The sequence below is a fragment of the Arthrobacter globiformis genome (assembly GCF_003261175.1).
GTDB classification, from domain to species: Bacteria; Actinomycetota; Actinomycetes; order Actinomycetales; family Micrococcaceae; genus Arthrobacter; species Arthrobacter globiformis_A.
The window spans coordinates 43278-68715 of the sequence record NZ_QLNP01000104.1 but is presented as its reverse complement, the minus strand read 5'-3'; the positions used below and the strand labels follow the sequence as shown (position 1 = coordinate 68715).

Sequence of the window (25438 nt, the reverse complement as noted above, 5' to 3'; positions counted from 1 at the left end):
TGGCGTTCCTCTTGGAAGTGGAAGGGCTGGCTGCCTATTGCCGGGGAGCCGCGATGGAGTCGCGGCGCACCAGGGGGCAGTCCAGGATGGTCGGGTGATGTGCCATGAGGGCAAGGTCCGTCTTGCCTTCGATGGCATCTATGAGGTTTTCAATGGCCCATGCGCCCATCTCGTAGTGGGGCAGGGCGACGGTGGTCAGGGCGGGGTAAAGATTCTCGGCAATCAGCTGCTGGTTATCGAAGCCGACGAACGAGACATCCTGCGGAATCCTCAGGCCAAGCTCGGCGGCCGCCCGGTAGGCGCCCATGGCCATGCGGTCGTTGTAGCAGAAGACCGCGGTGGGCCGGCTGTCCGTGCCCAGGAGGCGCAGCGCCGCCTCGTAGCCGCCGGGAACCTCCGAGTGTTCGGACTGGACCAGATCCTCGTGGAACGGGAGTCCGGCCGCCGCCAGAGTCTCCCGGAAGGCCTGGAGCCGTGCGTGGGTCGCCGGGACGTCGTCGGTGTTGTTGATCATGCCGATCCGCGAGTGTCCGGCATCGATGAGGGTCTGCACCGCGGACCTGGCGCCGCCAAATTCGTCCGGAATGACGCACGAAACGGTGTGGCTGATGTCCTCGGAGTCCACCAGGACGGACGGCAGGGTGGCTAGGTTTTTGGGGACGGCCAGCTTGCGGTGGTACATGGTCGCGTACAGGATTCCGTCCACCTGCCGGTCCAGGAGATCGGCCACGTCGCTCTCCCGGGAGTCGTCGGTGCCCGTGCTGGTGGAGTTGATGATCATGAGGTTGTAGCCCCGGGCGCGCGCGGCTTCCTCTGCGCCGAGGATGATCCTGCCGGCGTGCGGCGTGGTGGCAATTTCCTCGCTGATGAACCCGATCATGCCGGAGCGCTGGGTGCGGAGTGCGCGCGCCACCCGGTTCGGTCCGTAGCCCAGACGCTGGGCGGCCTCGTGGACGCGTTCCCTCGTCTCCACGCCGACACGGGCGTACGCAACATCGTTCAGGACGTGGGAGACAGTCGTGACGGAAACACCGGCGGCGGCAGCAACGTCCTTGATGCCCACTGACCTGTTATTCATCTGTCTCCCACGTCCTTTTGGTTGGTGATGCTCTGAGGGGCCGGGTTTACTCGGGATGCTTGCGGGTTCGGTACCAGTAGGCTACCGAGGAATAGCCGTTGCCCTTGTGCCAAGCCGTTGAGCGGTCTATCCCTTGACGGCGCCGAGCGTCATGCCCGCGACGATCTTGCGCTGCAAGAGAAGAGTGAGGAGGATGACCGGGATGGAGTACACGGCGGCCAGCGCCGTCATGGATCCCCAGTCCAAGCCGAACTGGGTCTGGAAGTTTGCTATCACTACCGGAGTGGTCTGGGAGCGGATCGCTGTCATCAGGAGTGCGAAGAGGAATTCGTTCCAGGAGGCCAGGAAGGCGAAGATCGCCGTAACGGCGATGCCGCCGGAGACCACCGGGATCACCACCCGCCACAGGGCACCGAGCCTGCTGCAACCGTCCACCGTGGCAGCTTCTTCAAGGTCATTGGGAACGGCTTCGAAGAAACTGGACATCAGCCAGATGGAGAGCGGCAGCGAGATTGTGGTGTGGGCGATAGACAGCGCAATGGGGGTATCTGACAACCCGATGGACGCCATCATCGTGGCCAGCGGGATGCCGATGGCAACGGGCGGCACCATGCGGGTGACGAGGGCAGCCATGATGAAGATCCGGCCACTGAGGGTCTTGTACCTGGTGATGCCGTAGGCCGCCGGTACCGCCAGCACCAGTGACAGCACCGTGCTGATGATGGCCGTCTGGACGCTGTTGATGAAGGAAGCCAGGACGCCGCCGCGGCCCAGTGCGTTGGTGTAGTTCTCCAGTGTCCATTCCCTCGGGAGGATGGTCGGCGGGACCGCGATGGTATCGATGGGGGTTTTGAAGGACGTGAAGAGCAGGTACAGGAAGGGGAACCCGTAGAGCACCATTGCTGTGGCGAGGAGGACCCAGAGCAGGGCCCGGGTACCCCGACGGCCTGCTTCCAGGCCTTCCCGGTTACGGCCCCGGCGCCTGGAGGGTCGCGTGGCTGCGTGCGCGGCGGGTTCCGTGGGCACTCTGGCCGGCGCCCCGGCGTCGTGCGTTGTTCGTTCAGCGACGCGCATCAGTTGTCCTTTCCTGGCCGCCAGATGGTGGACACCGCGACGAATGCGACGGTGAGCATGGCCAGCAGGTAGAGGGTGCCCATGGCGCTGGCCAGTCCGGGGTCACCAAAGCGGATCATGGTGCGGTAAATCAGCAGGCTCATGGTTTCCGAGGCGGACTGTGGGCCGCCGTTGGTTTGGATGAGGATGGTATCGAACGCGCGGGCTGCGTCAATTCCGCGGACCACCAGCGCCACGGCGATAACGGGCCGCAGGAGGGGCAGGATGATGCGGAACAGCAGCGCTGGTGCGCGTGCGCCGTCCAGGCGTGCTGCTTCGATCAGGTCCCCGGGGATGTTCTGCAGCCCTGCAAAGAGCACCAGGCACATGAACGATGTGGTCAGCCAGATGTCCGGGATGGCCACGGAGAACAACACGATGTTGGGATCGGAGAGCCAGCCGATCTGGTTGGGGTTGGACAGGACGCCGGCCTGGTGCAGGAGAGTCCCGATGAGGCCGAAGTTGTCGATCATCAGGAACTTCCAGAGGAGGCCTGCCACGATGGGCGCGATCATCAGCGGATACATAAAGACGGTCCGCCAGATTTGGGAGCTGCGCCCGAGGGCGGTGAACAGCAGGGCCATTCCCAGCCCCAGGGCGAACTCGAGGGTGACCACCACCAGGGTGTACGCCAGGGTCCGCCATCCGGCACCTACGAAGGCCTCGGTGGCGAAGGCCCGGAAGTAGTTGTCCAGACCCACGAAGTCGCGGGGGCCGCCGGCGATCGGGGAAATTTTGAAGAAGCTGTCCGCGACGAGGCGGAACAGCGGGAAGGCGACAAATACTGCCAGGAACAGCGCCGCTGGTGTCATCAGGAACAATGCGAAACGGCGATCGGAGATGCGCACGGTTTTCTCTTCCGCTGGTCGGGGCCGCGGCCGGCGCCGGTCTTGCTGTGCCTCTTGGGCAGGTGCCGGCCGCGGGGGTGTCATTTGAGGAGGTCCTCGATCTGCTTTTTGGCCTCGGCGAGGAGGGTGGCGGAGTCACCGCCGGCTACGGCCTTTTGCAGCATGGGCACCAGGACGGTGTCCACGATCTGCTGCCATTTCTCGGTGGCCGGGCGGGTGGCCGTGGCCGTTCCCTTGAGGGTTTCGATCAGCGGCTTGAAGCTCTCGTAGCCTGCCTTGTCCTGGTACTTCTCAAAAGCGGAGATGCGGGAGGCCAGGCCCAGGCTGGATTCGATGCCCATGCTGTTGTAGTCGTAGGCGCACTTGACGAACTTCTTGGCCGCGTCAGTGTTCTTGGTGGCCTTCGGGACGGTGAGGTACCAGGGGCCGGGAACGGCACCAACGCCGGCAGACCCGGCAATCATGGGAGCCGCCCCCACTTTGCCGGCCACCGGTGAGTCCTTGGGGATCTGCCGGTAGGCGTGGGCCCAGAAGCGGGTCATCGCCGTCTTGCCTTGGTTGAACAGGTTTTGCGCGGCGGCCCAGTCCACCTGCGCGGCACCGGAGGGGGCGGACTTGGCAAGGCTGACGTAGAAGTCAAGGGCGTCCTTGTGGGCGGCATTGTCGATGACCACCTTGTTGTTTTCGTCCAGGACCATGGGCGAGCCAGCCTGCAGGACGTGGGCGAGCCATTCGGTTTCCACACCGCCCTTGACGTCCGTGCCGAACATGCCGTCCTTCGTGAAGAATTCGGAGATGTCCTGGTACTGCTTCCATGTAGTGGGGGCGGCCAGGTCGTAGCCATACTTCGTCTTGAAATCGGCCTTGTTCTTGGCGTCTTCGAACAGGTCCTTGCGGTACAGGATGATTTCGGCGTTGGTCCAGGCGGGCATGCCGATGAAGTGCCCATTCACGTTGGCTTCCTTGACCAGGGCCGGGAAGATGTCCTTCTTCGCCTCGTCGGTGAAGAGTTCATCGATGGGCTGGACGGCATCCTTGAAGCTGGGCAGCCACACTGAGTCCAGGGCGGCGACGTCGAAGGAGACGTTTCCGGAGGAGAACTCGCTGGAGAGTCTGTTGAACATGCCGTCGTAAGGCAGTTCGACGAAGTTGGCGCTAACGCCTGTTTCTTTCTTGCACTGTTCGGCGACGCCTGTCAGTTCGGCGTGGCCGCCGGCCTCGACGAGGACGTTCACCGTGCTGGTGCCGGCACTGCCCGGCGTTTCTGCCGGGCCCCCCGCGCCGCAGGCAGTTGCTGCCAGAAGCACCGCGGTGGACAGCCCGCCAATGGCGGCGACCCGGGAAATCGTGGTTCGAGAGGACATCGCTGTCGACTCCCTTTCTTTGGACGGAATCTACGGTCGGGTGGTGGGGCCTGAAGTCAGTTCGGTGAAAAACCGTTTTGCCAAATCGACTTGGCATCACATTAGGGCCGGAGGCGGAGATGTGTCAAGCATCACTGGGAAGCCTTCTCGCGGCCCACCTGGGCGCTCGGCACCCTTCCCGGCCGCCGGCCATATCGCGCAGGAACAGCGACGACGGCGGACTCCGCCCCCAGGTGATGTGCGCGGCAAATGTGGAGGATCGGGGCTCGCAGCAGCATAGTTAAGTTCTTGAGCCTGCACTTATGGGTACAGTCACCGCATGAATGCAGGACAGAAACGAACAGGGGCTTGAATTGGCAGGGAATGCAACCTTCCGGCATAGCAACACCGCGCTACTTTCGGTAAGCAGTGTCGAGGCTCCGAAGATCGTGAGTTCCACAGATTTCGACCGGAGGCTGGCTTCGACCTTGCAGCGGCTGAAGTTCCCGCCGCGGCTGCTTGAGCGCGTTGCCGGCATCACGCACCGCCGCTGGTGGGCCGCCGGGACTTCGTTCGATGATGCCGCCGTCGAGGCGGGCGCGAAGGCCCTCGCCGAGGCCGGCGTCGAAGCGTCCGAAATCGGCCTGCTGATCAACACCTCGGTCACGCGGCGCAACCTCGAACCGTCCGTCGCGGTGAAGATCCACCACGGACTAAGCCTGCCGTCGTCGGCCATGAACTTCGACCTGGCCAACGCCTGCCTTGGATTCGTCAACGGCATGACCCTGGCGGCCAACATGATTGACTCCGGGCAGATCAAGTACGCGATGATCGTCAACGGTGAGGATGCCCAGGCCACGCAGGAGGCCACCTTGGCCAGGCTGCAGCGGCCCGAGACCACCCGCGAGGACTTCAGCCGCGAGTTCGCCACCCTCACCCTGGGCTCCGGTGCCGCCGCGGCGGTGCTGGGTCCGGCGGACCAGCACCCCGGCGCGCACCGGATCGTGGGCGGTGTGGTGCGGGCCGGCACTGAGCACCATGAACTGTGTGTGGGCGGCATCGACGGCATGGCCACCGACACCAAGGGCCTGCTCGACGGCGGCCTGCAACTCGTGGTGGACGCCTGGCACGAGGCCCAGCCCGAGTGGGACTGGGGGTCGATGGACCGCTACGTCACGCACCAGGTGAGCAATGTCTACACGAAGGCCATCATCGACGCCATCGACCTGGACCCGGACAGGGTGCCCATCACGTTCCCGCACTGGGGCAACGTGGGACCGGCGTCCCTCCCCATGACCCTCGCCGCCGAGGCGCAAACCCTCGAGACCGGGAACCGCGTGCTGTGCATGGGCGTCGGTTCCGGCCTGAACACCGCCATGATGGAAATCATTTGGTAGCCGCCGACTGGCCCGGCGCCGACTGGCCCGGTGCCGGCTGGCCGGGCGTCGACCCCGAATGGTCGCGGGAAATCGCGGTGGCGTCCACCTCCGCCGCGGATGACCCCGGAACCGTGCGCCGCTGGCATCTGCTGGACAATGGCGCCCAGCTCTCCGGCCGCGGGCTGACTCCCGCCGGCACCCTGCTGTGCGTGCACGGCAACCCGACCTGGTCCTACCTGTGGCGGACCCTGCTGGCCGCCGGATCCGACTCCGCACGTCCGTGGCGCGTGGTGGCGGTGGACCAGCTGGACATGGGCTTTTCTGAGCGCACCGGCACGTTCCGGCGCCTGGCCGACCGGATCAACGACCTGGGCGACCTTACCGATGCACTCGGCCTGGACGTGCCGGTCGTTTCGGTGGGCCACGACTGGGGCGGCGTGATCAGTTTGGGCTGGGCCCTGGCACATCCGGAGCAGCTCGCCGGCGTGGTGCTGACCAACACCGCCGTCCACCAGCCCTCCGGCTCGTCCATCCCGCCGGCGCTGCGGCTTGCCCTGCACCCGGCCGTGCACCGCTGGGGAACGACGACGTCGGACTCCTTCCTGCGCGTGACGCACTCCCTGGCCCACCCGCCGCTCGCCGCCGATGTCCGGAGCGCCTTCATGGCCCCTTACCGTGGTGCCGGCCGCCGCGCCGGCGTGGGAAACTTCGTCGCGGACATTCCCGTCGACGCGTCGCATCCCAGCTTCCCAGCGCTTAGCGGCGTCGCCGAAGGGCTCCGCGGGCTGGAGGTTCCGGCCCTGATGCTCTGGGGCCCGCGGGACCCGATCTTTTCCGACCGGTACCTCAAGGACCTCATCGGCCGGCTGCCGCACGCGAAAGTGCACCGCTTCGAGGGTGCGGGCCACCTGGTCGCGGAAGACCGGGACATCGCCACGCCTGTCTTCGACTGGCTTGCCGAGCTGGGCCGGGACGGCGGACCTGAGCTTCAACGGCCAAACGTTCCGGCCGACGGCGTCCCGCCGCTGTGGGCGCCGCTCATCGAGCTGGCGGCAGGAGCCGCCGGCGGGGACACCGCCGTCGCGGAAATGGCCGCGGACGGCAAAGTCGCCCGCTCACTCAGCTGGCGGGAGCTGGAACAGGGCATCGACGCCCTCGCCGCCGGTCTGACGGAAGCGGGCGTAGGGCATGGCAGCCGGGTTAGCCTGATGGTTCCGCCGGGCGTGGACCTGACCGTGGCCCTCTACGCCTGCCTGCGGTTGGGGGCCGTGGTGGTCGTGGCCGACGCCGGGCTTGGCCGCCGTGGACTGAGCCGTGCCGTGAAGGGCGCCACCCCGGATTTCCTGATCGGAATCGACAAGGCACTGGCGGCTGCCGCGGTGCTCGGCTGGCCGGGACGGCGCATCAGTGTGCAGGACCTGCGGGCCGGCCGCCGTCGGCTTCTCGGCGTCGAAACCTCCCTGGCCGCCCTCGCCCGGCGCGGATCCGGCGTCAGCCCGAAGCTCCCTTGCCGGGGTCCGGCCCATGCTCCGGACCCGGATGCGGACGCCGCCGTGCTCTTCACGTCCGGCTCCACCGGTCCCGCAAAGGGCGTGCTCTACACGCACCGGCAGCTGGCCGCGATGCGGGAGACGGTGGCCGAAACTTTCGGGATCAGCCCGGGCGCCCGGCTGGTGGCGGGCTTCGCGCCGTTCGCCCTGCTGGGTCCGGCGCTTGGAGCGGTTTCGGTGACGCCTGCCATGGATGTCACTGCGCCCCGCACCCTGACGGCCCGCGCTCTGGCGGACGCCGCCGCGGCCATAGACGCTACCGTGGTTTTTGCCTCGCCGGCGGCGTTGCGCAACGTCCTTGCCACCCGGGACGGCGTGAGTGGGGGAGGGCGTAAGGCCTTGGAAGGTGTCGAGTTGCTGCTGTCTGCCGGCGCCCCCGTCCCCGAACCGCTCCTGGCGGAGGTGCAGCGGCTGCTGCCCCGGGCCTCGCTGCACACGCCGTACGGGATGACCGAGGCACTGCCGGTCACCGACATCAGCCTCGAACAAATCCAGGCAGCCGACGCCGACGCTGCTGCCGGCACTGTTGCGGGAGCGGGCGATGGCGTGTGCGTAGGCCGGCCCGTGCACGGCGCCCGTGTGGCCGTCATCCCGCTGGCGGCGGATGGCACCGCACCCGTGACCGAGCCAGTGACAGAAGCCGGCGTGACCGGCGAGATCCTCGTCAGTTCCCCGCACGTCAAGGAAGCTTACGACAGGCTCTGGCTGACCCAGCTGGAGAGCAGCAGCCTGCCCGGATGGCACCGGACCGGCGACGTCGGGCACTTCGACGCCGCCGGCCGTCTCTGGGTGGAAGGACGCCTCGCGCACGTCGTGACGTCGCCCGGTGCCGTGGTCACGCCCGTGGGCGCTGAGCAGGCCATCGAACGCCTGGACGACGTCGGGCTGGCCGCCGTCGTCGGGGTGGGTCCGTCCGGAACGCAGGCCGTCGTCGCCGTCGTCGAGACCGTACCTCCCGCCCGCAAAGCGGGCCCCGCTGCGCCGCAGCTTGCCGGACGTGTCCGCGGGGCGGCCCTTGCGGCGGGCGTCAGTGTCTCCGCTGTGCTCGCTGTGACCGCGCAGCCCACCGACATCCGGCACAACGCCAAGATCGACAGGACGCGCCTGTCCCGCTGGGCTTCGCGGGTGCTGGCCGGCGGGCGGCCGGGCCAGCCATGAGGGTCCTCGTCACCGGCGCAAGCGGGCTGCTCGGGCGGGAGGTGACCCGGCTGCTGGTGCGCCAGGGCCACGAGGTCGCCACGTTCCAGCGGCGCCCCTCAGGAGTCGACGGCGCTGCGGACTTCTGCGGGTCCGTCACGGACGATGACGCCGTCCATCGCGCGGTAGCAGGCGCCGAGGCCGTCATCCACCTGGCCGCGAAAGTCTCTTTTACAGGCCGTGCCGCGGAATTCGACGAGGTGAACGTCGAAGGCACGCGCCGCCTGCTCCGGGCCGCCCGCGAAGCAGGGGTGCGGGATGTGGTGTTCGTGTCCTCCCCGTCCGTGGCCAACTCCGGCGCCGCCATCGCCGGGCTGGGCGCGGAGCCGGCTGACCCGGAACGTGCGCACGGTGACTACTCCCGCACCAAGGCCGAGGCGGAACTGCTGGCCCTGGCAGAGGACGCTCCGGAATTTCGGGTCGCGGCTGTGCGCCCCCACATCGTCTGGGGCCCGGGTGACACGCAGTTGGTGGAACGGGTCCTGGCACGCGCCGGCCGCGGCCGGCTGCCGCTGCTCGACGCCGGGGCGGCGCTGATCGACACCACCTATGTGGACAACGCCGCATCGGCCATCGTCGCCGCGTTGCACCGCATGGAGAACATCCACGGCCGGGCGCTCGTCGTCAGCAACGGCGAGCCCCGCCCGGTAGGCGAGCTGCTGGCCGGTATCTGCGCGGCGGGGGGCGTGCCCGCGCCGTCGTGGAGTGTGCCGGGCGGGGTGGCACGGGCGGCGGGAGCGGTGGTGGAGAAGCTCTGGACGTGGGCCGGCCGGAAAGATGAGCCGCCGATGACCAGGTTCCTTGCTGAGCAGCTCTCCACCGCCCACTGGTTCGACCAGCGCGAGACCCAGGAACTCCTCAACTGGACGCCTGCCGTCTCGCTGGACGAGGGCCTGGCGAGGCTGACCGAGCACTACAGTTCCTGATCGGCGGCCCGGGTTCACTAGGCTACTGAGCCGGTTCCAGCGCGCTGAGGATCAACTCCAGCCCGTAGGCGAACTCGTTGCCGTAGTCGTAGCCGGGCTGCATGACAACCTGCGTGGCGATCTCGACCATGTGCGGGTATTCACCGGTCGCGAACCGTTCCATGATGGGACCGGCCACCTCCGCCATCGGCTCGTGCCCTGCTATGGGCAGTGCGGCTTCCTGGAGGGCGAACCCGTAGATGTAGCTGTCCAGTAGCGAGTACGCCCGGGCGGTCTGTTGGACGGTGAAGCCCGCTGCGCGCAGTGTTCCCAGGGTTGCCTCGTGGTGCTTTAGCGTTGCCGGGCCGGGGGCTTTGCGGGATTCGAGCAGTCCGACCGCCCATGGATGACGGCGCAGCGCTTCCCGCGCCGAGTGGGCCCGTCGTCGCATCTGTTCCTTCCACTCACCTCCGGCCTCCGGCGTGTCGATCTCGGTGAAGACGAGGTCCACGAGGCCGTCAAGGATCTGGTCCTTGTTGGCCACGTAGTAGTAGAGCGTCATCGGTTTGGTGCCCATCCCCTGGGCGAGCGCACGTATCGACAGGGCAGCAATACCGTCCCTGTCCGCCAACTCCAGAGCCTTCCGCAGTACTTTCTCCCGGCTGAGCCCCGGCCGGTCCCTGCCGCCCGCGCCTGCGTCCTTCATTATTTGCTCCTCCCAGCCCTTCCGCTTCCGTACGCCGTACGATACCCTGTTCGTACATTGTACGAAACACTCCCTGCAAGAACAGAAAGGAACGTTATGAAAACGCAGGAGCATCCTCAACGAAAGGGCACCGGGACGGTGGACGACATGCGCGCTGTCGTTCGGGAAACCTACGGAGGGCCGGAGGTGCTGCGCCTGGATCGGGTGCCCCGCCCTCTTGTCAAAGGCGACGACGTGCTCATCCGCGTCAGGGCTGCCGGCGTCGACCGCGGAGTCTGGCACTTGATGACCGGTCTGCCTTACCTCGGCCGTTTGGCATTCGGAGTCCGGAAACCGAAGGACCCTGTTCTGGGCCTGGATCTCGCGGGGACAGTAGAAGCCGTAGGTCCCGACGTCACGCGGTTCGCCGTCGGCGACGCGGTGTACGGCAGCGGCCGCGGCTCCTACGCGGAATACGCTATTGCGTCCGAGACCAAACTGGCCGCGAAGCCCCGCGCCCTCTCCTTCGAGCAGGCCGCGGCGGTGCCGGTCTCCGCGGTCACTGCTCTCCTGGGCCTGCGCGCCGGGAAGATCCGGGAGGGGCAGAAGGTGCTTGTCACCGGAGCGTCCGGCGGCGTCGGCAGCTACGCGGTCCAGCTGGCCAAAGCCTACGGTGCCCAGGTCATCGGAGCCTGCAGTACCGGCAAGGTCGAGTTTGTCCGTACCCTCGGCGCCGACCACGTCATCGATTACACGCGTGAGGACTTCGCAGACGCCGGCCCGTACGACCTCATCCTGGACATCGCCGGAAACCCATCAATCTCCCGCCTGCGCCGCGCCCTAACCCGTACTGGAACCGCGGTCATCACCGGCGGTGAGGGCGGCGGGAAGCTGACCGGAGGCCTGCACCGCCAACTCGGCGCCCTGGCGCTGTCACCCTTCATCAGCCAACGGCTGACCACGTTCCTCGGCCTCGTCCGCGCCCCCGAACTGCAGGACCTTGCCCCGCTCATCGAGGCCGGCAAAATTGCGCCAGCCCTCGACCGGACCTTTCCGCTGGCTGAGGCTCAGGACGCGATCCGTTTCCTGGAAAACGGCCAGGTGTCCGGCAAGGTAGTGCTCACCATCTGAAAATGCACCTAAGGCTGCACGGGCCCAGAGCTTCCTGCAGCAAACACTCGCCTACACCAGCGGCCACGGGTACCGCATGCCGGTGCGGTCCACTGGCAGCACGGGCTCATGCAGCAGGCGCCGCACGCGGCGTTGCAGGGCGGTGACCTCCGAGCCGTCGAGGAGTTCGGCCACGTCGTCGGGCACGGACTCGGCGAGCGGAGCGATGTCCTCGAGCAGGGCCTCCGGGATGGGGTCGCCCGCGAAGTCCCAGATCACGGTGCGCAGTTTGAAGATTGCCGAGAAGCACAGCCCGTGGTCGATGCCCCACACCCGGCCGTCGTCGCCGCGCAGCACGTGCCCGCTTTTGCGGTCCGTGTTGTTGGCGACGTAGTCGAACAGTGCGATCCGTGCCAGGTCCGGGTGCGTCTCCGGGATGTCGGCGTACAGCGTGAAGTAATGCTCGCCGAAGTCGCAGTCGATGAACCACTGCAGCGACCCGACTCCCAAGGGTGCCTCCTCGCGGATCACGGTCGTCGGCACGAATCCCCAGCCCAAGGACTCGCTGAGCAGGTACGCCGCGCGCTCCCGCCGGTACAGCCCGGGCTCAAAATCGGACAGCGGCCGTTCTCCCGCTTCCGGCTTGTAGACCGCAAAGCCGGAGCCGTCCGCGCCGGAAATCTCCACAAGGAACGTCTCGTTGCTGCTGCGAGGGATGCGGCCCAGCAGCTCGACCTGGCCCTCGTTCAGGAGCGTCAGCTCGCGTCCACACACAGCCATGTCACGGCACCATGACCTTCACGCCCGCAGCCCGCTCAGCGGTTCCGACGTCGAATTCACCATGTGCACGGCAGGCGCCTGGCCGTCTGCGTAAGAGATGGCCGAGACGGACCCCGGGCTGATGACAATCCGCTGAAAGTGGTCAAGATCCGTGCCCAGGGCGTGGGCCACTGCCGCCTTGATCGGGTCGGCGTGGGAAAAGCAGACGACGACGCCCCCGGCGTGTGCTGTCCCCAGCCCCTCGAGCGCCCCCACGATCCGCGCCTGCATCTCCGTGAAGCTCTCACCGTCGGGGAAGCGGAAGGCCGAGGGGTTCTGCTGCACCGTCTGCCATTCCGGCAGGCCGGACAGTTCGGCGAGGGCGACGGCAGTCCACTCACCGAAGTCGCATTCGAGCAGACCGGGCTCCTCGCGCACCGCCAGTCCCACAGCGGCCGCCGTGGGTTCCGCCGTCTCGCAGGTGCGCTCCAACGGCGAGGAGTAGACGGCGTCGACCTTAAGGCCCGCGAGCCGTTCCGCCACCCGTTCGGCCTGGGCCCGGCCCCGGTCGGAAAGATGCAGTCCCGGCGTCCGCCCGGGCAGCACCATGCCGGTGGTGGGCGTTTCCCCGTGGCGCACCAGAAGGAGAAGCGTGCTTTCCGGTTTCGACGGCGGTGATTCTGCGGTCACAGCAATAAGCGTAGCGGCAGGGGACCCCGCCCGAGCTTGCGAGGGTGGGGGGCCGCGGAGCGCTATCGTTCTGGCGGGTAGGAATCGGAGGGAATCTCTCGATTCCCCGCACAGTCGAGGACTAACGTAGAGGGGTGAGTGATCGTCCAGATATCTTCACCGTTGGCGAACTGCGTGCATCGGGCCATGTCCACAAGGACCTGCGCCACGAAATCCGCGACAACCTGATCGCGGCGCTCGCCGCCGGGCTCGATCCATGGCCCGGACTATACGGGTTCAGTCGGACCGTCCTTCCCCAGCTTGAGCGCGCGCTGATCGCCGGGCACGACGTCGTCCTCCTCGGCGAACGCGGGCAGGGCAAGACCCGGCTGCTCCGCACCCTGGCCGGTCTGCTGGACGAGTGGTCGCCGGTGATCGAGGACTCGGAACTCAACGAGCACCCGTACGACCCGATCACCGAGCAGTCCCGCGCCCGTGCCCTCACCGAAGGGGACCGGATGCGGGTGGCCTGGCGCCACCGCTCGGAGCGCTACGTCGAGAAGCTCGCGACGCCGGACACCTCCGTCGCCGACCTCATTGGCGACGTCGACCCGATGCGGGTTGCCGAAGGACGCCGGCTCGGGGACCCCGAAACCATCCACTACGGACTGGTCCCGCGCTCCAACCGGGGCATCATCGCCATCAACGAGCTGCCCGACCTTGCCGAGCGGATCCAGGTGTCAATGCTTAACGTGATGGAGGAACGCGACATCCAGATCCGCGGATACGTGCTGCGGCTTCCGCTGGACGTGCTGGTCGTCGCGTCAGCCAACCCCGAGGACTACACCAACCGCGGCCGGATCATCACACCCCTGAAGGACCGCTTCGGCGCCGAGATCCGCACCCACTACCCGATTGAGCTGGATGACGAGGTCTCCGTCATCCGGCAGGAGGGGAAGCTGGTGGCCGACGTCCCGCCCGTCATCCTCGAGATCCTCGCCCGTTACACCCGGGCGCTGCGGCAGTCCCCGGCCATCAACCAGACCTCCGGCGTTTCCGCCCGCTTCGGCATCGCGGGCGCCGAGACCGTCGCCGCTGCGGCCCTGCGCCGGGCCAGCGTGCGCGGGGAGGACCAGGCTGTCGCACGCATCATCGACCTGGAGACCGCCGTCGAGGTCCTCACGGGCAAGATCGAGTTTGAGTCGGGCGAGGAAGGGCGCGAACAGGGCATCCTCGACCACCTGCTGCGCACAGCCACGGCTGAAGCCGTGCGGGCGCATTTCAAGGGGATCGAGATGGGCCCGCTCGTGGCCGCGCTCGACGGCCACACCACCGTGACCACCGGTGACCAGGTCACGGCGCGAGAGTTCCTGGAGAATCTCCCGTCGCTCAACGGGTCCGGGAACGGGTCAAGTCTCTACGACAAAATCAGTGAGCGCCTGGGCGCGAAAAACGACGGGCAGCGCGCCGCCGCCGTCGAACTTGCGCTGGAAGGCCTCTACCTCGCCCGGCGGATCTCCAAGGAGTCCGACGACGAGGCAACGGTCTACGGCTAAGTACAGTTTCTGCCGGGTGCAGATTAGCGAGTACAGGAGGCATCATGACCCTGCACAACCGGTCCAGGTATGGCCGGTACGCCGGAGGTCCGGATCCGCTTGCCCCGCCGGTTGACCTGGCGGAGGCGCTGGAAGCCATCGCCGAGGACGTCATGGAAGGCTACTCGCCGCGGCATGCCCTGCAGGAGTTCCTGCGGCGCGGCGGCCGGAACCGCGACGGGCTCGACAACCTGGCCCGCCGGGTCCAGCAGCGGCGGAGTGAACTGCTGGGCCGCCATAAGCTGGACGGCACCCTTAACGAGGTCAGGAAGCTGCTGGACACTGCCGTCCTAGAGGAGCGCAAACAGCTCGCCCGCGACGCCATGATGGACAACAACGACCGCGCCTTCCGCGAGATGCAGCTGCAGAACCTCCCGCAGTCCACGGCGGCCGCGGTCAACGAGCTCGCATCCTACGACTGGCAGTCGAGCAGCGCCCGGGAAGCCTACGAAAGGATCAAGGACCTGCTCGGCCGCGAAGTCCTTGACCAGCGGTTCGCCGGCATGAAGCAGGCGCTGGAGAACGCCACCGACAAGGACCGCGAAGCAGTGAGCGAGATGCTGCGTGACCTCAACAAACTGCTCGGCAAGCACCGCCGCGGCGAGGACACGGATGCGGATTTCCGGGAGTTCATGGCCAAACACGGTGACTACTTCCCGGAGAATCCGCAGTCCGTCGAGGAGCTGGTGGACGCCCTCGCCAAGCGCGCCGCCGCGGCCCAGCGGATGCTGCAATCGATGTCCCCGGAGCAGCGCGAAGAGCTGATGCGGCTGTCCGCCCAGGCGTTCGGCTCGGCCGACCTCATGGCCCAGCTCAACCAGCTCGACGACAGCCTGCGGGCCCTGCGCCCCGGTGAGGACTGGAGCGGCTCCGAACGGTTCGGGGGCCAGGAAGGACTCGGGCTGGGTGACGGCACCGGCGTGCTGCAGGACATCGCCGAACTCGACGAGCTGTCCGAACAGCTCTCCCAGCACTACAACGGATCCACCCTCGACGACCTGGACCTGGACGCCCTGGCCCGCCAGCTCGGGCAGAACGCCGCCGTGACGGCCCGGACCCTCGCGGAGATCGAGCGGGCGATGCAGGACGGCGGCTACCTGCGCCGCGGGGCCGACGGCGACCTCCGGCTGTCGCCCCAGGCCATGCGGCGGCTCGGGAAGTCGCTGCTGCGGGACACCGCCAAGCAGCTGTCCGGCCGGCAGGGCGGCCGGGACACGCGCGTCGCCGGGGCCGCCGGCGAGCAGACCGGCTCCAGCCGGCAGTGGGAGTTCGGCGACGCCGAACCGTGGGACGTCACCCGCACCATCACCAATGCCATCCGGCGCACCATGGCCGACGGCGGTGATCCGGGCCGCGGCCTGCGTCTGGCGGTGGGGGACATCGAGGTGACGGAGACGGAGGCGCGTACCCAGGCCGCCGTCGTCCTGCTGGCCGACGTGTCCTTCTCGATGGCCGCCGAGGGGCGATGGGTGCCGATGAAACGCACGGCGCTGGCCCTGCACCACCTCGTCTCCACCCGGTTCCGCGGAGACCGGCTGCAGCTGATCACGTTCGGCCGCTACGCGCAGTTGATGGACATCGGCGAGCTCACGGCCCTGCCGGCGTTTCGCGAGCAGGGAACCAACCTGCACCACGGCCTGCTGCTGGCCGGCCGGTTCTTCCGCCAGCACCCGTCGATGCAGCCCGTCCTGCTGGTGGTGACCGACGGCGAGCCCACCGCGCACCTGCTGGGCGACGGCGAGTCGTGGTTCTGCTGGCCGCCGGACCCGGAGACCATCCGCGTCACGGTCGCGGAACTGGACCGGCTCGGGCGCGCGGGCACGCAGGCCACGTTCTTCCGGCTCGGCGACGACCCGGGTCTTGAACGGTTCGTCCGGCGGCTGGCCCGCAGAATCGACGGCCGGGTGGTCGCACCAGACACCGGGGACCTTGGCGCCGCGGTTGTGGGGGAGTACCTCCGTGCCCACTTCCGCAGCCGCTATTACGACGACGACTGGGCCGCCGGTATTTAGCTCAGGCGGCTGCCAGTACAGGTGCGGCGACCGGGAGGGTTACCAGTTTCGGCGCTGCGATCTTCGGTGCGGGGAGTTTCGGTGCCAGGATGCTGAACCGGTAGTTGCGCTGCAGCGGATCGACCTGCAGAGGAAGGTGATGGGAGCGGGCGCAGCCGCGGAGCTCCTCCATGGCCTGTGGTTCCACCTCGGCCAGGGTCATGTCCAGCTCCAGTGCCAGCCCCGGGACCAGCGCGTCGGCACGCTTCATCACGTCGTACAGGCCCTGGATGCTTTGGACAGTCACGTGACCCTGGGTCTTGACCTGGGCCTTGGCGCCGTCGAGGTCAACGCTGACCAGCACCCGCAGCTTCTCGTTCACTAATTTTCTCCCCAATTTAGAAAGGGCCACCACGCTGTGGCCCCCGACTACGATAGACGAATGTGACGTAGCTAACAAGTCGGCGGCCTGCGGGGCTGGAGCGACGGCCGGTTACTTCTTCTCCTCAACGGGGATTTCTGCCGTTGCCCGTTGGGTGGCGGCCCAGCTCGCGAGGACTTTCAGCGCATCCTCGGACGGGGTCCCGGGCTCTGCCGTGTACACGTTGATCCGCAGCCCGGGGTCAGCGGGGAGCTCGAGCGCCTCGAAGCTCAGGTCCAGGTCCCCGACGACCGGGTGGTGGAGCTGTTTGCGGCCGGTGCGGTGGTACTTCACGTCGTGCCGGGCCCACCGGATGCGGAACTCCTCGCTGCGGGTCGAGAGCTCACCAATCAGATCCGTGAGGTCCTTGTCGTAGGGGTTCTTCCCCGCGGTGGAGCGCAGGACCGCGACGATGTCGTCCGCGGCGCGCTCCCAGTCGGCAAAGAACTTCCGCGCCTTCGGGTTCAGGAAGGTGAAGCGCGCGCTGTTCGGCGGGGTGACCTGTTCCGCCATCAGGTCCAGGTACAGCGCCCGGCCGAGTTCGTTGGCGGCCAGGACATCCCCGCGGTCGTTGCGGACCCAGGCCGGCGCCGTCGTAATCGCATCTATGACCCGCTGCACGCTCGGCCGTACTGTCTGGGGGCTGCGTTTGCGCCGCACGCGGGGGGAGGCGGTGGCCGCACGGGCAAGGTCGGAGAGGTGGGCCGTTTCGGCGTCGTCGAGCTTCAGGGCCCGGGCGAGTGCCTCGATGACGCTGTCCGAGGCGCCGGAGAGGTTTCCGCGCTCCAGGCGGATGTAGTAATCGATGCTCATTCCGGCGAGCATGGCGACTTCCTCGCGGCGCAGCCCGGCGACGCGCCGGTTCCCGCCGTAGACCGGTAAGCCGGCTTCGTCGGGCGTGATCCTGGCCCGCCGGGAGGTCAGGAATTTCCGCACGTCGTCGCTGTGTGTCATGGCACCAACGCTACGCGGCGGTCCCGGAGCGAGGGAGGCACTGGCGTTACCCGGAACGACAGGAACTCCCGGCCCCTGGGAAATCACGGTTGCATTGGAGGCATGAAACCTGAACTTACACTCAACAACGGCATCACGATGCCCGCCCTCGGTCTGGGCGTTTTCCAAAGCCCTCAGGAGCAGACGACGGCGGCGGTCGAGGCCGCGCTGGCGGCCGGCTACCGGCACATCGACACCGCCGCCGCGTACGGCAACGAACGGGAGGTCGGCGAAGGCATCCGCAGTTCCGGGGTCGATCGGGGGGACGTGTTCATCGAGACCAAGGTGTGGGTCAGCGACTACGGCTACGACGAGACCCTGCATGCCTGGGAGAAAGCAGTGGGCAAGCTCGGCGTCGACTACCTCGACCTGCTCATTCTGCACCAGCCGGCACCCGACCGGTTCGAGAAAACCATCGCGGGGTACAAGGCGCTGGAGACCCTGCTCGCTGACGGGCGCGTCCGGGCGATCGGCGTCAGCAACTTCATGCCGCACCACCTGGAACAGCTGCTCGCCGCTACCCACATCGTCCCGGCGGTGAACCAGATCGAGCTGCACCCCTATTTCACCCAGCGGGACGTCCAGGCAGCCGACACCGAAAACGGCATCCTCACCCAGGCTTGGTCACCCATCGGCGGCATCACCTTCTACCCCGGCTGGGGCGAGGACCGCCGCAACGTGATGGAAGACCCCGCGATCGCCGCTATCGGGCACGCACACGGCAAGAGCCCTGCCCAGGTGATGCTGCGCTGGCACCTGCAGCAGGGCCGCTCGGCGATCCCGAAATCGACCAACCCGGCACGCATCGCGGAGAACTTCGCCGTCTTCGACTTCGAGCTCAGCGCCGAGGAACTCGCCTCGATCGACGCACTCGACGCCGGGGTGCGCAACGGACCGGACCCGGACGAGGCCCGCATTGAGCGCTTCGCCATGGTGATCCCCGAAGCCTGAAACAAAGAAGTAGGAGTCACCATGGAGTACCGTCCGCTTGGCCGCACCGGTGTGCAGGTCAGCCCCTTGTGCCTCGCCACGAAGTTCTTCATGCCCAAACCGGTGGGCTAGTTATGTCACCGCTGTCGCGTTGGCCGGGGAGCCGGTCGCTCCCGTGATGTTCAGCGGTTTCACGGTAACCAGCGCGTCCCAGTTGCCGGTGGCCTTCATATGCCGGCTGAGCGGGCCGAGCTGCCAGAGTTCCCCCAGCGGCAGGCCGAGCTTTGCGAGCAACTGCTGGTGCATCATGCCGTGGTCATTGGGCGCCGTGCTCCGGAACGGGCTGGAGGAGACCGGCGGCAGGCACTCCACGGCGAAGTTGTCTGCGGCGATGACGGAAAGCTGGTTGTCCCAGGCCCAGGCGACAAACTCTGCCGATTGTTCGATGCCGCTGGCCCGGCGGCTGGCGCGCAGGCTCTCCTTCTCCCCGGCCGGCAGCGCGAGGAACCACTCGGACCACCCCGTGTGCAGCATGAGGATGTCGCCGGACCGCAGAATCAGAGACTGGGCCTCGGCTGCGGCCTGAACCAGGCCAAGCCCAAGAGGCTGCCCGGCCGCATGGTCGATCGGCGTGTCCTGGCCCCGGCAATATCCGTCGAGATCCACCAGCACGCCCCGTCCGACGATGGGCTGCTCGGCCCAGGCCTGGATTCCGAGGGCAGCGGTTCCCTCCCGGATCTCGTCGTCGGGGGTCCCGTTGTAGAAGCCGACGTCGTCCGCCCGGCGGTGCCGGAGCCCGTCGATCTGGCTGGAGCCCTGCAGGTAGTACCCGTCGAGGAAATCGTCGCGGTGGGCGGGGTGCGCCGAGTAGATCGTGTGCCGCGGAGCCCTCCGTTTCAGGGACATGCCGGGGTCGAAGGCGTCGGCGGGGTAGTCGAGGCCGAAGACGGTTCCGGTCCGGACGCAGCCCGCGGCTTCCCGGACGGAATCGGGCCGGATGAAGGACGGGGTGCCGCGGTCGCTGTCGGGAAACAGGTCCCAGGATGTACCCGAGAGGCGCCCTTCCCGTTCCAGCAGGGCCTCATAGGACGGATAGGTTGTGCCGGATTCCGTGGAGGTCATGGGGTGCGTGCTTCCTGCTGCGGGTTGTTCTGTTTCGCGGAGGTCTTGTAACTGAGCAGGAATCCGGCGAGGGCACAGACGGACGCGGCGATGCACGCCGGGCCCTTGACGGCTTCGTTGAGGACTGCGAGCCACCCGCCCTGCCCGGTGACCAAGGCGAGCGCCTGCCCGGCCACGAAAACTATTCCGGCGATGAGGAGTACCGCCAGGCTGATCACGAAGACGGCGTTGGTAGTGTGTCGTAGCTTCTGCATTTCCACGCTTCCCTAGGTAGGCAGGACACCGATCGGCAGGACGCCGACGGCGATCAGCACGCCGATGGCCAGCAGCGGCAGGGCGTAGAGGACGAACAGGCGGGCAAACGTCTTGTACGGGTCTACGTCGGCGATGCCGCACGCGACGTAAAGCGGAGCGCCGCCGGGCGGCACGGCTGCCTCGCAGGAGGAGAAGACCAGCACCGCGACTGCCGCCGTGGTGGCCGGCACGCCGGCGGCCACCAGTGTGGCCACGCCCACGGTTCCGACGGCGGCCATGGTCGCCGTCGCGGACAGGGGTGCGGCCACGGCGATGACAATCAGGCCGATCAGGATGGCCAGCAGCCACAGCGGCAGGTTGAACTGGTTCAGGAGTGCCGTCATCTGCTTGGGCAGCCCGGTGGCGGCCAGGGCGTTGGCGCCCGCGAAGGCGAAAACCACGGTAACGCCGACGACGCCGAAGCGCGGCGCGGACTGCTGCAGGAAGTCCCAGTACGCTTTCCCGCCGCGGGGCAGCCGTTTCCGTCCCAGTATGAGTCCCGTGAGGATCAGGACAACGGGGATCCAGACGATGACGCTGACCGTCTTGGCCACGTCCGAGCCCGTCCAGTCCGACAGAGCATCGGCGATTGCGCCTGAGGTGAGGATCAGCGGGACGGCCACCACCACGAACAGGATCATGGTGGCCCAGCCCTGGGCGAAGGCCCGGCGGACGGGTGTCCGGTGGGCCGCATCGAGGGGTGCCATGTTGCTCTTGCGGATCAGCACATAGGTGACGATCAGGCGGTGCAGGAAGCACCACAGCCCGCCGAGCAGCAGGGGAAGGACGAGGTCGTTGACCTTCAGCAGCGGCCCGACAGTCGAGGATCCCACGAGGACGAACATCGAGGCGCTGAACGGGAAGGTGATGCCCATGCCCGCGTTGCCCGCTACCAATGTGGCCGCGGATGGCTTGTCGAGGCGGGACCTTTCCATCCACGGGATGGTCACCGAACCCACGGTGGCGGCGATCGCGGCCTGGTTGTGCACCACGCCGCCCAGGCCGGCCGACGCGACAGTGGAGACCCAGGCCGGGCCGCCCTTGACTCCGCCGATCAGGGAGTTCAGCAGGTCGATGAGCCGGTCCAGCACGCCGGTCCGCTCCAGCAGGTACCCCATGAAGACGAACGCCATGGTGGCGTACACGATCTCATCGGTGATGGCATCGTAGAGCGCGTTCCAGCCGGTCTGGGCGGCGGCCCCGGTAAACGGAAGGACAACGAGGAACCCTAGGAGCATCGCTTCGCCCACACTGCGCTTGATGACAGTCGTCCAGAGCAGGATGACAGCCAGGTAGGCTCCCAGTGCCCAGATGCCGATCATCGGGCTGCTCCTTCGGGGTGTTGGTTTGCTTCCGGATTCATCGTTGACTCCCTGTTCATTGATTCTGCCTCATGCGCGTTCAGCGCAGGGCGGCCTCCGGTGCCGCTGCGATCCGCGTCAGCGCTGCCGCCGAGGCTTCCGTCATTTCCGCGGGGACGCCGAGCTCGGCCAGGTATTCCGCGGTGTCCTGCATTTCCCGGGACCTGCGCACGGCGTGCTTCGACGTTCCTGCGAGGAACCGGTCGATGACGGCGTGGCCGTCGCCGGCGAGCTGCCGGGCGATCTGCTCCCGGATCCAGCTTTCCAGTCCGGCCGCCCGGCCGGCGGTGACCGCTTCCACCACCACCGATGCCATGCCCTTCATCAGGACGCTGCGCAGCAGCTTGTGGGACATGGCCGCCCCCGGCCCGCCGTCAGCAATTTCGACGTCGACGCACAGGGGCGTCAGCAGCTGCGCCACCGCGGTGGATCCGGGGCCGCTGACCATGAGCGGCGTTTTGGCGCCCAGGGCGGCGACGGGCCCAAGGATCGCGACGTCGGCAAAGCTCGCCTGGGTGGGCACCTGGCCGAGCTCCTGCATCACAGCGGGGGATGAAGACGTGAAGTCGGCATAGGTGCTGCCTGCCGGAAGGACCGGCAGGCACTCCTTGGCGACGCTGCGGGCAGCGGCCGCGCCGGTGAGGACCAGGACGACGTCTGCGCCCTCGCAGGCTTCCGCGGCGGTGGCTGCCCGCAGGGTTCCCGCCGGGGTGGCGGCGGCAACGGGGTCAAACCCGGTGACTTGGTGGCCCGCTGCGGCGAGTGCTTCCGCGTAAGCCGCACCTGCTTCGCCCAGGCCGATGATGGTGCACTTTGTCATGGGATGTGTTTCCTTACTTACTGGCCGCGGGCGGCGACGATGGACGCCCGGCGGTTGGTTTCGTCGGCGAAGACCGCTTCGGCCGCTTCCGCCACGGCCTCCGCTTGCTCCGAGGGGATTACCACGACGCCGTCGGAGTCACCGATGATGATGTCGCCAGGCAGGACGGGAACGCCGCCGAAGGCGACAGGACCGCCAATGCGGTGCGGCCCGTTCTTGTACGGGCCTGCAGGGGTGACCGCCCGGGCGAAGACCGGCATGCCGATCTCGCCGAGGGCCTCGGCATCGCGTGCCGCACCGTCAAGTGCGAAGCCGGCGATGCCGAGGTTGATGGCGCGCTCGCCGATCAGTTCGCCCAGGAGCGCGCGGGACTCGTCGCCGCCGCCGGAAACCACGATGACATCTCCCGGCTTGGCCAGTTTCAGAGCTTCGTGGATGCCCTGGTTGTCCCCGGGGCGGGTCCAGACCGTGAAGGCGGGCCCGGCGATTTTCGCCCCGGGCCAGATCGCCTGGATCGCGGAGTCGGCAACTCCCAGCCGGTCCATCGCGTCACCGATGTTCGCGGCAGGCAGCTTGGCCAGCCGGCCGACCAGTTCCTGGTCCGGGCGGGTAAAGGAGGTGTCCTGAAGGGCGGGGGTGGTCATGGCGGTGTCTTCCCTGATGGTGTTGGTGGGCTGGAACGGGCGGTGTGTGTGGGCTCGTCCTTCTTCTGGACTCAGTCTTTTTTCTGCACCATCGGCAGGACCTTCTTGAAGTCCGACTCCTGCCCGGCCCAGAACGTCTCGTAGTCCTTGCCGGAGAGGTAGCTGGTCTGCAGGCCGAGGTCGTTCATCTTCTTGACGACCTCCGGGTCCTCGATGGCTTTCTGGAGGGCGGCTTCGAGCTTCTTGGCGACGGCGTCCGGCAGGCCGGCGGGGGCGGAGTAGCCGCGGGCGGTACCGGCTTCGACGTCGTAACCGCTTTCCTTGAACGTCGGGACGTCCGGAAGCGACGGGGACCGCTCGGCGGTCATAATGCCCAGCACCCGGGCCTTGTTCTGCTTCGTCAGGTCGGTGACGTCGCTGACGTTGGCCACGAGGATGTCGACGTGCTTGCCGAGGAATGCCGTGGTGGCCTGCGATGCGCCTTCGGAGAAGTGGACCGGTGCGAATTCGGCGCCGGTGGTCTCCTGGATCTGGGCCAGGGCGAAGTGCTCGCCGGTCTGCAGTCCGGTGGCGCTGGCGGTCATGGACTTGGGCTTGGCCTTGGCCGCGTCCAGCAGTTCCTTCAGCGTCTTGTACGGGCTGTCCGGCTGGACGGCGATGACGGCCGGGTCGATGACCTGGCGTCCCAGCGGCTGGAAGCTGCTGCGCGTGTACTTCGCGCCGCGGGCCGGGTCCAGCGGGGACACGACGACCGACGGGGAACCGGTGGCGCCGATGGTGTAGCCGTCGGGCTTGGCGCTGGTCAGCTGGGTGTAGCCGATCTGGCCGCCGGCGCCGGGCTTGTTGATGACCTCGACGTTGGTGCCGAGTTCCTTCTCCAGCACGGGCTGGACCAGGCGGGCTGCGGTATCCACGGCCCCGCCCGAGGAGAATGCGACGACGAGGTCGATCGTCTTGCCCTTCTTGGGGAAGTCTTCGCCGGCGGCGGAGGTTGCGCCGGCGTTGGCACCGCACCCCGTGAGCGCGAGCAGGGCGGCTGCGGCAAGGGCCGCGGTTACTTTCTTGCGAGACATGTGTCTTCTCCTTCGAAGAGGTTTGTTTGTTGGTTAGCGGGGAATGCGGGAGGGGGTCTAGGTTTCCGGGTCGTCGGTCAGGGCCTTGGGCTTGCGGAGCTTCAGCAGCGGGCTGCAGATGATCAGGAGGCCCAGCGCGATGAGCACGGCCGAGATGGGGCGGTTGAGGAAGATGCTGAAGTCACCCTGGGAGATTTCCAGCGATTCGCGCAGCGACCGCTCCATCAGCGGGCCCAGGACCAGGGTGAGGACCATGGGGGCCAGCGGGATCTCCAGGTGCCGAAGGGCCAGGCCCAGCAGGCCGAAGCCGATCATCACGAAGACGTCGAAGACGCTGAAGTTGATGGTGTAGGCGCCGATGACCATGAACAGCAGGATCAGCGCGGTCAGGATCGGAGCCGGGACCCGCAGGATCGAGGTCCAGAGACCCACCAGGGGGACGTTGAGCAGCACCAGCAGGAGGTTGCCGATGAAGAGGCTGGCGATGATGGCCCAGGCGATTTCGGAGTGCTCCGTGAACAGCGTCGGTCCCGGCGTCAGGCCCTGCTGGAGGAAGGCGCCCATGAGGACGGCGATGGTGGGCGAGGCGGGGATCCCCAGGGTGAACAGCGGGATGAGCGCGGCGTTGGCGTGCGCGTTGTTGGCCGTTTCCGGTCCGGCAACGCCTTCGACGGCGCCCTTTCCCAGTTCGTTGCGGTGCTTGGAGAACTTCTTCTCGGCGCCGTAGGAGAGCAGGGACGCGACAGAGCCGGTCATGCCGGGGATCAGGCCGAGGCCGAAGCCGATGCCGGTTCCGCGGGCCATGGAAGGAGCGCTCCGGCGCCATTCGTTCCGGGTGGGCAGCAGCGAACGGAAACCGGGGGCGTGCACCACGGTCGACTCGCCCTTGCGGTAGGACAGGATCTCGGACAGGCCGAAGACGCCGACGATGACGGCCACGAAGCTCACGCCGTCCAGGAGCCGATCCATGCCGAACGTGAAGCGGGGTGCGCCGGCGACGGGGTCGATGCCCACCATCGAGATCAGCAGGCCCAGGGCTCCGGAGATCAGGGCCTTGACCATCGATTTGCCGGCCAGCGCCACGAGCAGGGAGATGCCGACAACCATCAGGGCGAAGAACTCCGGGGGACCGACGAGCAGGCCGAGTTCGCCCAGGGGCTTGGCGGCGGCGACGAGTCCGAGGGTGGCGATGGTGCCGCCGACGAAGGAGCCGATGGCGGCGATGGTCAGGGCCGCGCCGGCCTTGCCCATCTTTGTCATCGCGTGGCCGTCGATGGTGGTGATGGCCGATGCCGCCTCACCCGGGGTGTTCAGCAGCACGCTGGTGATGGTTCCCCCGTACGCCGTGCCGTAGAAGATGGCACAGAGCATGATGATCGAGCCGGTCGGGTCCATGTTCAGCGTGAGCGGGATGAGCAGGGCAACGCCGGCCACCGGGCCGATGCCCGGCAGGACGCCGATCACGGTGCCCAGCAGGCAGCCCAGGAACGCGAAGATGAGGTTCTGCCAGGTCAGCGCGGCCGCGAAGCCGTTCAGCAGTTCGTTGAGGGTGTCCATG

General features: G+C 67.5%; 23 protein-coding genes. 7 read left to right on the top strand and 16 right to left on the bottom strand.

Annotated features, from left to right (window positions below):
* Positions 1-34: 34 nt before the first annotated feature.
* The 4 genes from DBZ45_RS20655 to DBZ45_RS20640 all read right to left on the bottom strand — a co-directional run bounded on the left by DBZ45_RS20655 (position 35) and on the right by DBZ45_RS20640 (position 4403).
* Positions 35-1078 carry a LacI family DNA-binding transcriptional regulator gene (locus tag DBZ45_RS20655; RefSeq protein WP_111905693.1) on the bottom strand — a complete coding sequence of 348 codons (1044 nt, stop codon included), beginning with the start codon at positions 1076-1078 and terminating at the stop codon, positions 35-37.
* Between the two features lie 126 nt (positions 1079-1204).
* A complete protein-coding gene (locus tag DBZ45_RS20650; protein ID WP_111905692.1) occupies positions 1205-2152 on the bottom strand; it encodes a carbohydrate ABC transporter permease in 948 nt (315 codons plus the stop codon).
* A complete protein-coding gene (locus tag DBZ45_RS20645; protein WP_111905691.1) occupies positions 2152-3039 on the bottom strand; it encodes a carbohydrate ABC transporter permease in 888 nt (295 codons plus the stop codon). The genes DBZ45_RS20650 and DBZ45_RS20645 overlap by 1 nt, the downstream gene beginning before the upstream one ends.
* Before the next feature lie 80 nt (positions 3040-3119).
* Positions 3120-4403: an ABC transporter substrate-binding protein gene (locus DBZ45_RS20640; RefSeq protein WP_111905690.1), complete on the bottom strand. Its 1284-nt coding sequence runs from the start codon at positions 4401-4403 to the stop codon at positions 3120-3122.
* Between the two features lie 323 nt (positions 4404-4726).
* On the opposite strand from DBZ45_RS20640, the gene DBZ45_RS20635 reads away from it, so the two are divergent.
* The 3 genes from DBZ45_RS20635 to DBZ45_RS20625 are packed head-to-tail and all read left to right on the top strand — an operon-like array spanning position 4727 to position 9434.
* On the top strand, positions 4727-5779 hold the full coding sequence (locus tag DBZ45_RS20635; protein ID WP_111905689.1) for a 3-oxoacyl-ACP synthase III: 1053 nt from the start codon (positions 4727-4729) through the stop codon (positions 5777-5779).
* A complete protein-coding gene (locus tag DBZ45_RS20630) occupies positions 5773-8469 on the top strand; it encodes an alpha/beta fold hydrolase (protein ID WP_223257197.1) in 2697 nt (898 codons plus the stop codon). The genes DBZ45_RS20635 and DBZ45_RS20630 overlap by 7 nt, the downstream gene beginning before the upstream one ends.
* The gene (locus DBZ45_RS20625; protein WP_111905687.1) at positions 8466-9434 is read left to right on the top strand and encodes an NAD-dependent epimerase/dehydratase family protein; all 969 of its coding nucleotides are present in this window, start codon (positions 8466-8468) and stop codon (positions 9432-9434) included. Before DBZ45_RS20630 ends, DBZ45_RS20625 begins: the two co-directional genes overlap by 4 nt.
* Before the next feature lie 22 nt (positions 9435-9456).
* On the opposite strand, the gene DBZ45_RS20620 is transcribed toward DBZ45_RS20625, so the two are convergent.
* Complete coding sequence (locus tag DBZ45_RS20620) at positions 9457-10119, bottom strand: TetR/AcrR family transcriptional regulator (protein ID WP_111905686.1); 663 nt, start codon at positions 10117-10119, stop codon at positions 9457-9459.
* A gap of 96 nt (positions 10120-10215) precedes the next feature.
* Here DBZ45_RS20620 and DBZ45_RS20615 point away from each other — a divergent pair, with 96 nt between their 5' ends.
* Entirely contained in the window at positions 10216-11229 is a 1014-nt protein-coding gene (locus tag DBZ45_RS20615; RefSeq protein ID WP_223257196.1) for an NAD(P)-dependent alcohol dehydrogenase, read from the top strand.
* Between the two features lie 51 nt (positions 11230-11280).
* Here DBZ45_RS20615 and DBZ45_RS20610 read toward each other — a convergent pair whose 3' ends face one another.
* Together DBZ45_RS20610 and DBZ45_RS20605 are read right to left on the bottom strand one after the other, a co-directional pair.
* Positions 11281-11988, bottom strand: coding sequence for an SCO1664 family protein (locus DBZ45_RS20610; RefSeq protein WP_440130541.1), 708 nt, complete (start codon positions 11986-11988; stop codon positions 11281-11283).
* 18 nt (positions 11989-12006) lie between these two features.
* Entirely contained in the window at positions 12007-12657 is a 651-nt protein-coding gene (locus DBZ45_RS20605) for an MSMEG_4193 family putative phosphomutase (RefSeq protein ID WP_440130540.1), read from the bottom strand.
* Positions 12658-12791: 134 nt separating this feature from the next.
* Here DBZ45_RS20605 and DBZ45_RS20600 point away from each other — a divergent pair, with 134 nt between their 5' ends.
* The gene (locus DBZ45_RS20600; RefSeq protein ID WP_111905684.1) at positions 12792-14192 is read left to right on the top strand and encodes a sigma 54-interacting transcriptional regulator; all 1401 of its coding nucleotides are present in this window, start codon (positions 12792-12794) and stop codon (positions 14190-14192) included.
* Positions 14193-14236: 44 nt separating this feature from the next.
* A complete protein-coding gene (locus DBZ45_RS20595) occupies positions 14237-16243 on the top strand; it encodes a vWA domain-containing protein (RefSeq protein WP_111905683.1) in 2007 nt (668 codons plus the stop codon).
* A 1-nt stretch (position 16244) separates the two neighbouring features.
* Here the strand turns inward: DBZ45_RS20595 and DBZ45_RS20590 are convergent, their stop codons facing one another.
* Positions 16245-16604: a hypothetical protein gene (locus DBZ45_RS20590; protein ID WP_111905682.1), complete on the bottom strand. Its 360-nt coding sequence runs from the start codon at positions 16602-16604 to the stop codon at positions 16245-16247.
* Positions 16605-16715: 111 nt separating this feature from the next.
* The gene (locus tag DBZ45_RS20585) at positions 16716-17597 is read right to left on the bottom strand and encodes a helix-turn-helix transcriptional regulator (RefSeq protein ID WP_111905681.1); all 882 of its coding nucleotides are present in this window, start codon (positions 17595-17597) and stop codon (positions 16716-16718) included.
* A 102-nt stretch (positions 17598-17699) separates the two neighbouring features.
* Between DBZ45_RS20585 and DBZ45_RS20580 the strand changes: the two genes are divergently transcribed.
* Complete coding sequence (locus tag DBZ45_RS20580; RefSeq protein ID WP_111905680.1) at positions 17700-18587, top strand: aldo/keto reductase; 888 nt, start codon at positions 17700-17702, stop codon at positions 18585-18587.
* Positions 18588-18698: 111 nt separating this feature from the next.
* On the opposite strand, the gene DBZ45_RS20575 is transcribed toward DBZ45_RS20580, so the two are convergent.
* The 7 genes from DBZ45_RS20575 to DBZ45_RS20545 all read right to left on the bottom strand — a co-directional run bounded on the left by DBZ45_RS20575 (position 18699) and on the right by DBZ45_RS20545 (position 25437).
* A complete protein-coding gene (locus tag DBZ45_RS20575; protein WP_111905679.1) occupies positions 18699-19688 on the bottom strand; it encodes a cyclase family protein in 990 nt (329 codons plus the stop codon).
* On the bottom strand, positions 19685-19942 hold the full coding sequence (locus tag DBZ45_RS20570; RefSeq protein ID WP_111905678.1) for a hypothetical protein: 258 nt from the start codon (positions 19940-19942) through the stop codon (positions 19685-19687). The genes DBZ45_RS20575 and DBZ45_RS20570 overlap by 4 nt, the downstream gene beginning before the upstream one ends.
* A gap of 12 nt (positions 19943-19954) precedes the next feature.
* Positions 19955-21304, bottom strand: coding sequence for a TRAP transporter large permease subunit (locus DBZ45_RS20565; RefSeq protein WP_111905677.1), 1350 nt, complete (start codon positions 21302-21304; stop codon positions 19955-19957).
* Positions 21305-21383: 79 nt separating this feature from the next.
* Positions 21384-22163 (bottom strand): NAD(P)-dependent oxidoreductase, encoded by a 780-nt coding sequence (locus tag DBZ45_RS20560; RefSeq protein WP_111905676.1) that lies wholly within the window; start codon positions 22161-22163, stop codon positions 21384-21386.
* A 17-nt stretch (positions 22164-22180) separates the two neighbouring features.
* The gene (locus DBZ45_RS20555; RefSeq protein WP_111905675.1) at positions 22181-22807 is read right to left on the bottom strand and encodes an RraA family protein; all 627 of its coding nucleotides are present in this window, start codon (positions 22805-22807) and stop codon (positions 22181-22183) included.
* 71 nt (positions 22808-22878) lie between these two features.
* Positions 22879-23880 carry a tripartite tricarboxylate transporter substrate binding protein gene (locus DBZ45_RS20550; RefSeq protein WP_111905674.1) on the bottom strand — a complete coding sequence of 334 codons (1002 nt, stop codon included), beginning with the start codon at positions 23878-23880 and terminating at the stop codon, positions 22879-22881.
* Between the two features lie 57 nt (positions 23881-23937).
* On the bottom strand, positions 23938-25437 hold the full coding sequence (locus tag DBZ45_RS20545; RefSeq protein ID WP_111905673.1) for a tripartite tricarboxylate transporter permease: 1500 nt from the start codon (positions 25435-25437) through the stop codon (positions 23938-23940).
* Position 25438: the final 1 nt, after the last annotated feature.

Excerpts from the sequence above, each read along its gene's own strand:
- DBZ45_RS20615 (WP_223257196.1), top strand. The coding sequence starts at position 10,216 with ATGAAAACGCAGGAGCATCCTCAACGAAAGGGCACCGGGACGGTGGAC.
- DBZ45_RS20640 (WP_111905690.1), bottom strand. The coding sequence starts at position 4,403 with ATGTCCTCTCGAACCACGATTTCCCGGGTCGCCGCCATTGGCGGGCTG.
- DBZ45_RS20610 (WP_440130541.1), bottom strand. The coding sequence starts at position 11,988 with ATGGCTGTGTGTGGACGCGAGCTGACGCTCCTGAACGAGGGCCAGGTC.
- DBZ45_RS20580 (WP_111905680.1), top strand. The coding sequence starts at position 17,700 with ATGAAACCTGAACTTACACTCAACAACGGCATCACGATGCCCGCCCTC.
- DBZ45_RS20550 (WP_111905674.1), bottom strand. The coding sequence starts at position 23,880 with ATGTCTCGCAAGAAAGTAACCGCGGCCCTTGCCGCAGCCGCCCTGCTC.
- DBZ45_RS20545 (WP_111905673.1), bottom strand. The coding sequence starts at position 25,437 with ATGGACACCCTCAACGAACTGCTGAACGGCTTCGCGGCCGCGCTGACC.
- DBZ45_RS20585 (WP_111905681.1), bottom strand. The coding sequence starts at position 17,597 with ATGACACACAGCGACGACGTGCGGAAATTCCTGACCTCCCGGCGGGCC.
- DBZ45_RS20560 (WP_111905676.1), bottom strand. The coding sequence starts at position 22,163 with ATGACAAAGTGCACCATCATCGGCCTGGGCGAAGCAGGTGCGGCTTAC.
- DBZ45_RS20625 (WP_111905687.1), top strand. The coding sequence starts at position 8,466 with ATGAGGGTCCTCGTCACCGGCGCAAGCGGGCTGCTCGGGCGGGAGGTG.
- DBZ45_RS20575 (WP_111905679.1), bottom strand. The coding sequence starts at position 19,688 with ATGACCTCCACGGAATCCGGCACAACCTATCCGTCCTATGAGGCCCTG.
- DBZ45_RS20595 (WP_111905683.1), top strand. The coding sequence starts at position 14,237 with ATGACCCTGCACAACCGGTCCAGGTATGGCCGGTACGCCGGAGGTCCG.
- DBZ45_RS20555 (WP_111905675.1), bottom strand. The coding sequence starts at position 22,807 with ATGACCACCCCCGCCCTTCAGGACACCTCCTTTACCCGCCCGGACCAG.
- DBZ45_RS20635 (WP_111905689.1), top strand. The coding sequence starts at position 4,727 with ATGCAGGACAGAAACGAACAGGGGCTTGAATTGGCAGGGAATGCAACC.
- DBZ45_RS20565 (WP_111905677.1), bottom strand. The coding sequence starts at position 21,304 with ATGATCGGCATCTGGGCACTGGGAGCCTACCTGGCTGTCATCCTGCTC.
- DBZ45_RS20655 (WP_111905693.1), bottom strand. The coding sequence starts at position 1,078 with ATGAATAACAGGTCAGTGGGCATCAAGGACGTTGCTGCCGCCGCCGGT.
- DBZ45_RS20650 (WP_111905692.1), bottom strand. The coding sequence starts at position 2,152 with ATGCGCGTCGCTGAACGAACAACGCACGACGCCGGGGCGCCGGCCAGA.
- DBZ45_RS20570 (WP_111905678.1), bottom strand. The coding sequence starts at position 19,942 with ATGCAGAAGCTACGACACACTACCAACGCCGTCTTCGTGATCAGCCTG.
- DBZ45_RS20620 (WP_111905686.1), bottom strand. The coding sequence starts at position 10,119 with ATGAAGGACGCAGGCGCGGGCGGCAGGGACCGGCCGGGGCTCAGCCGG.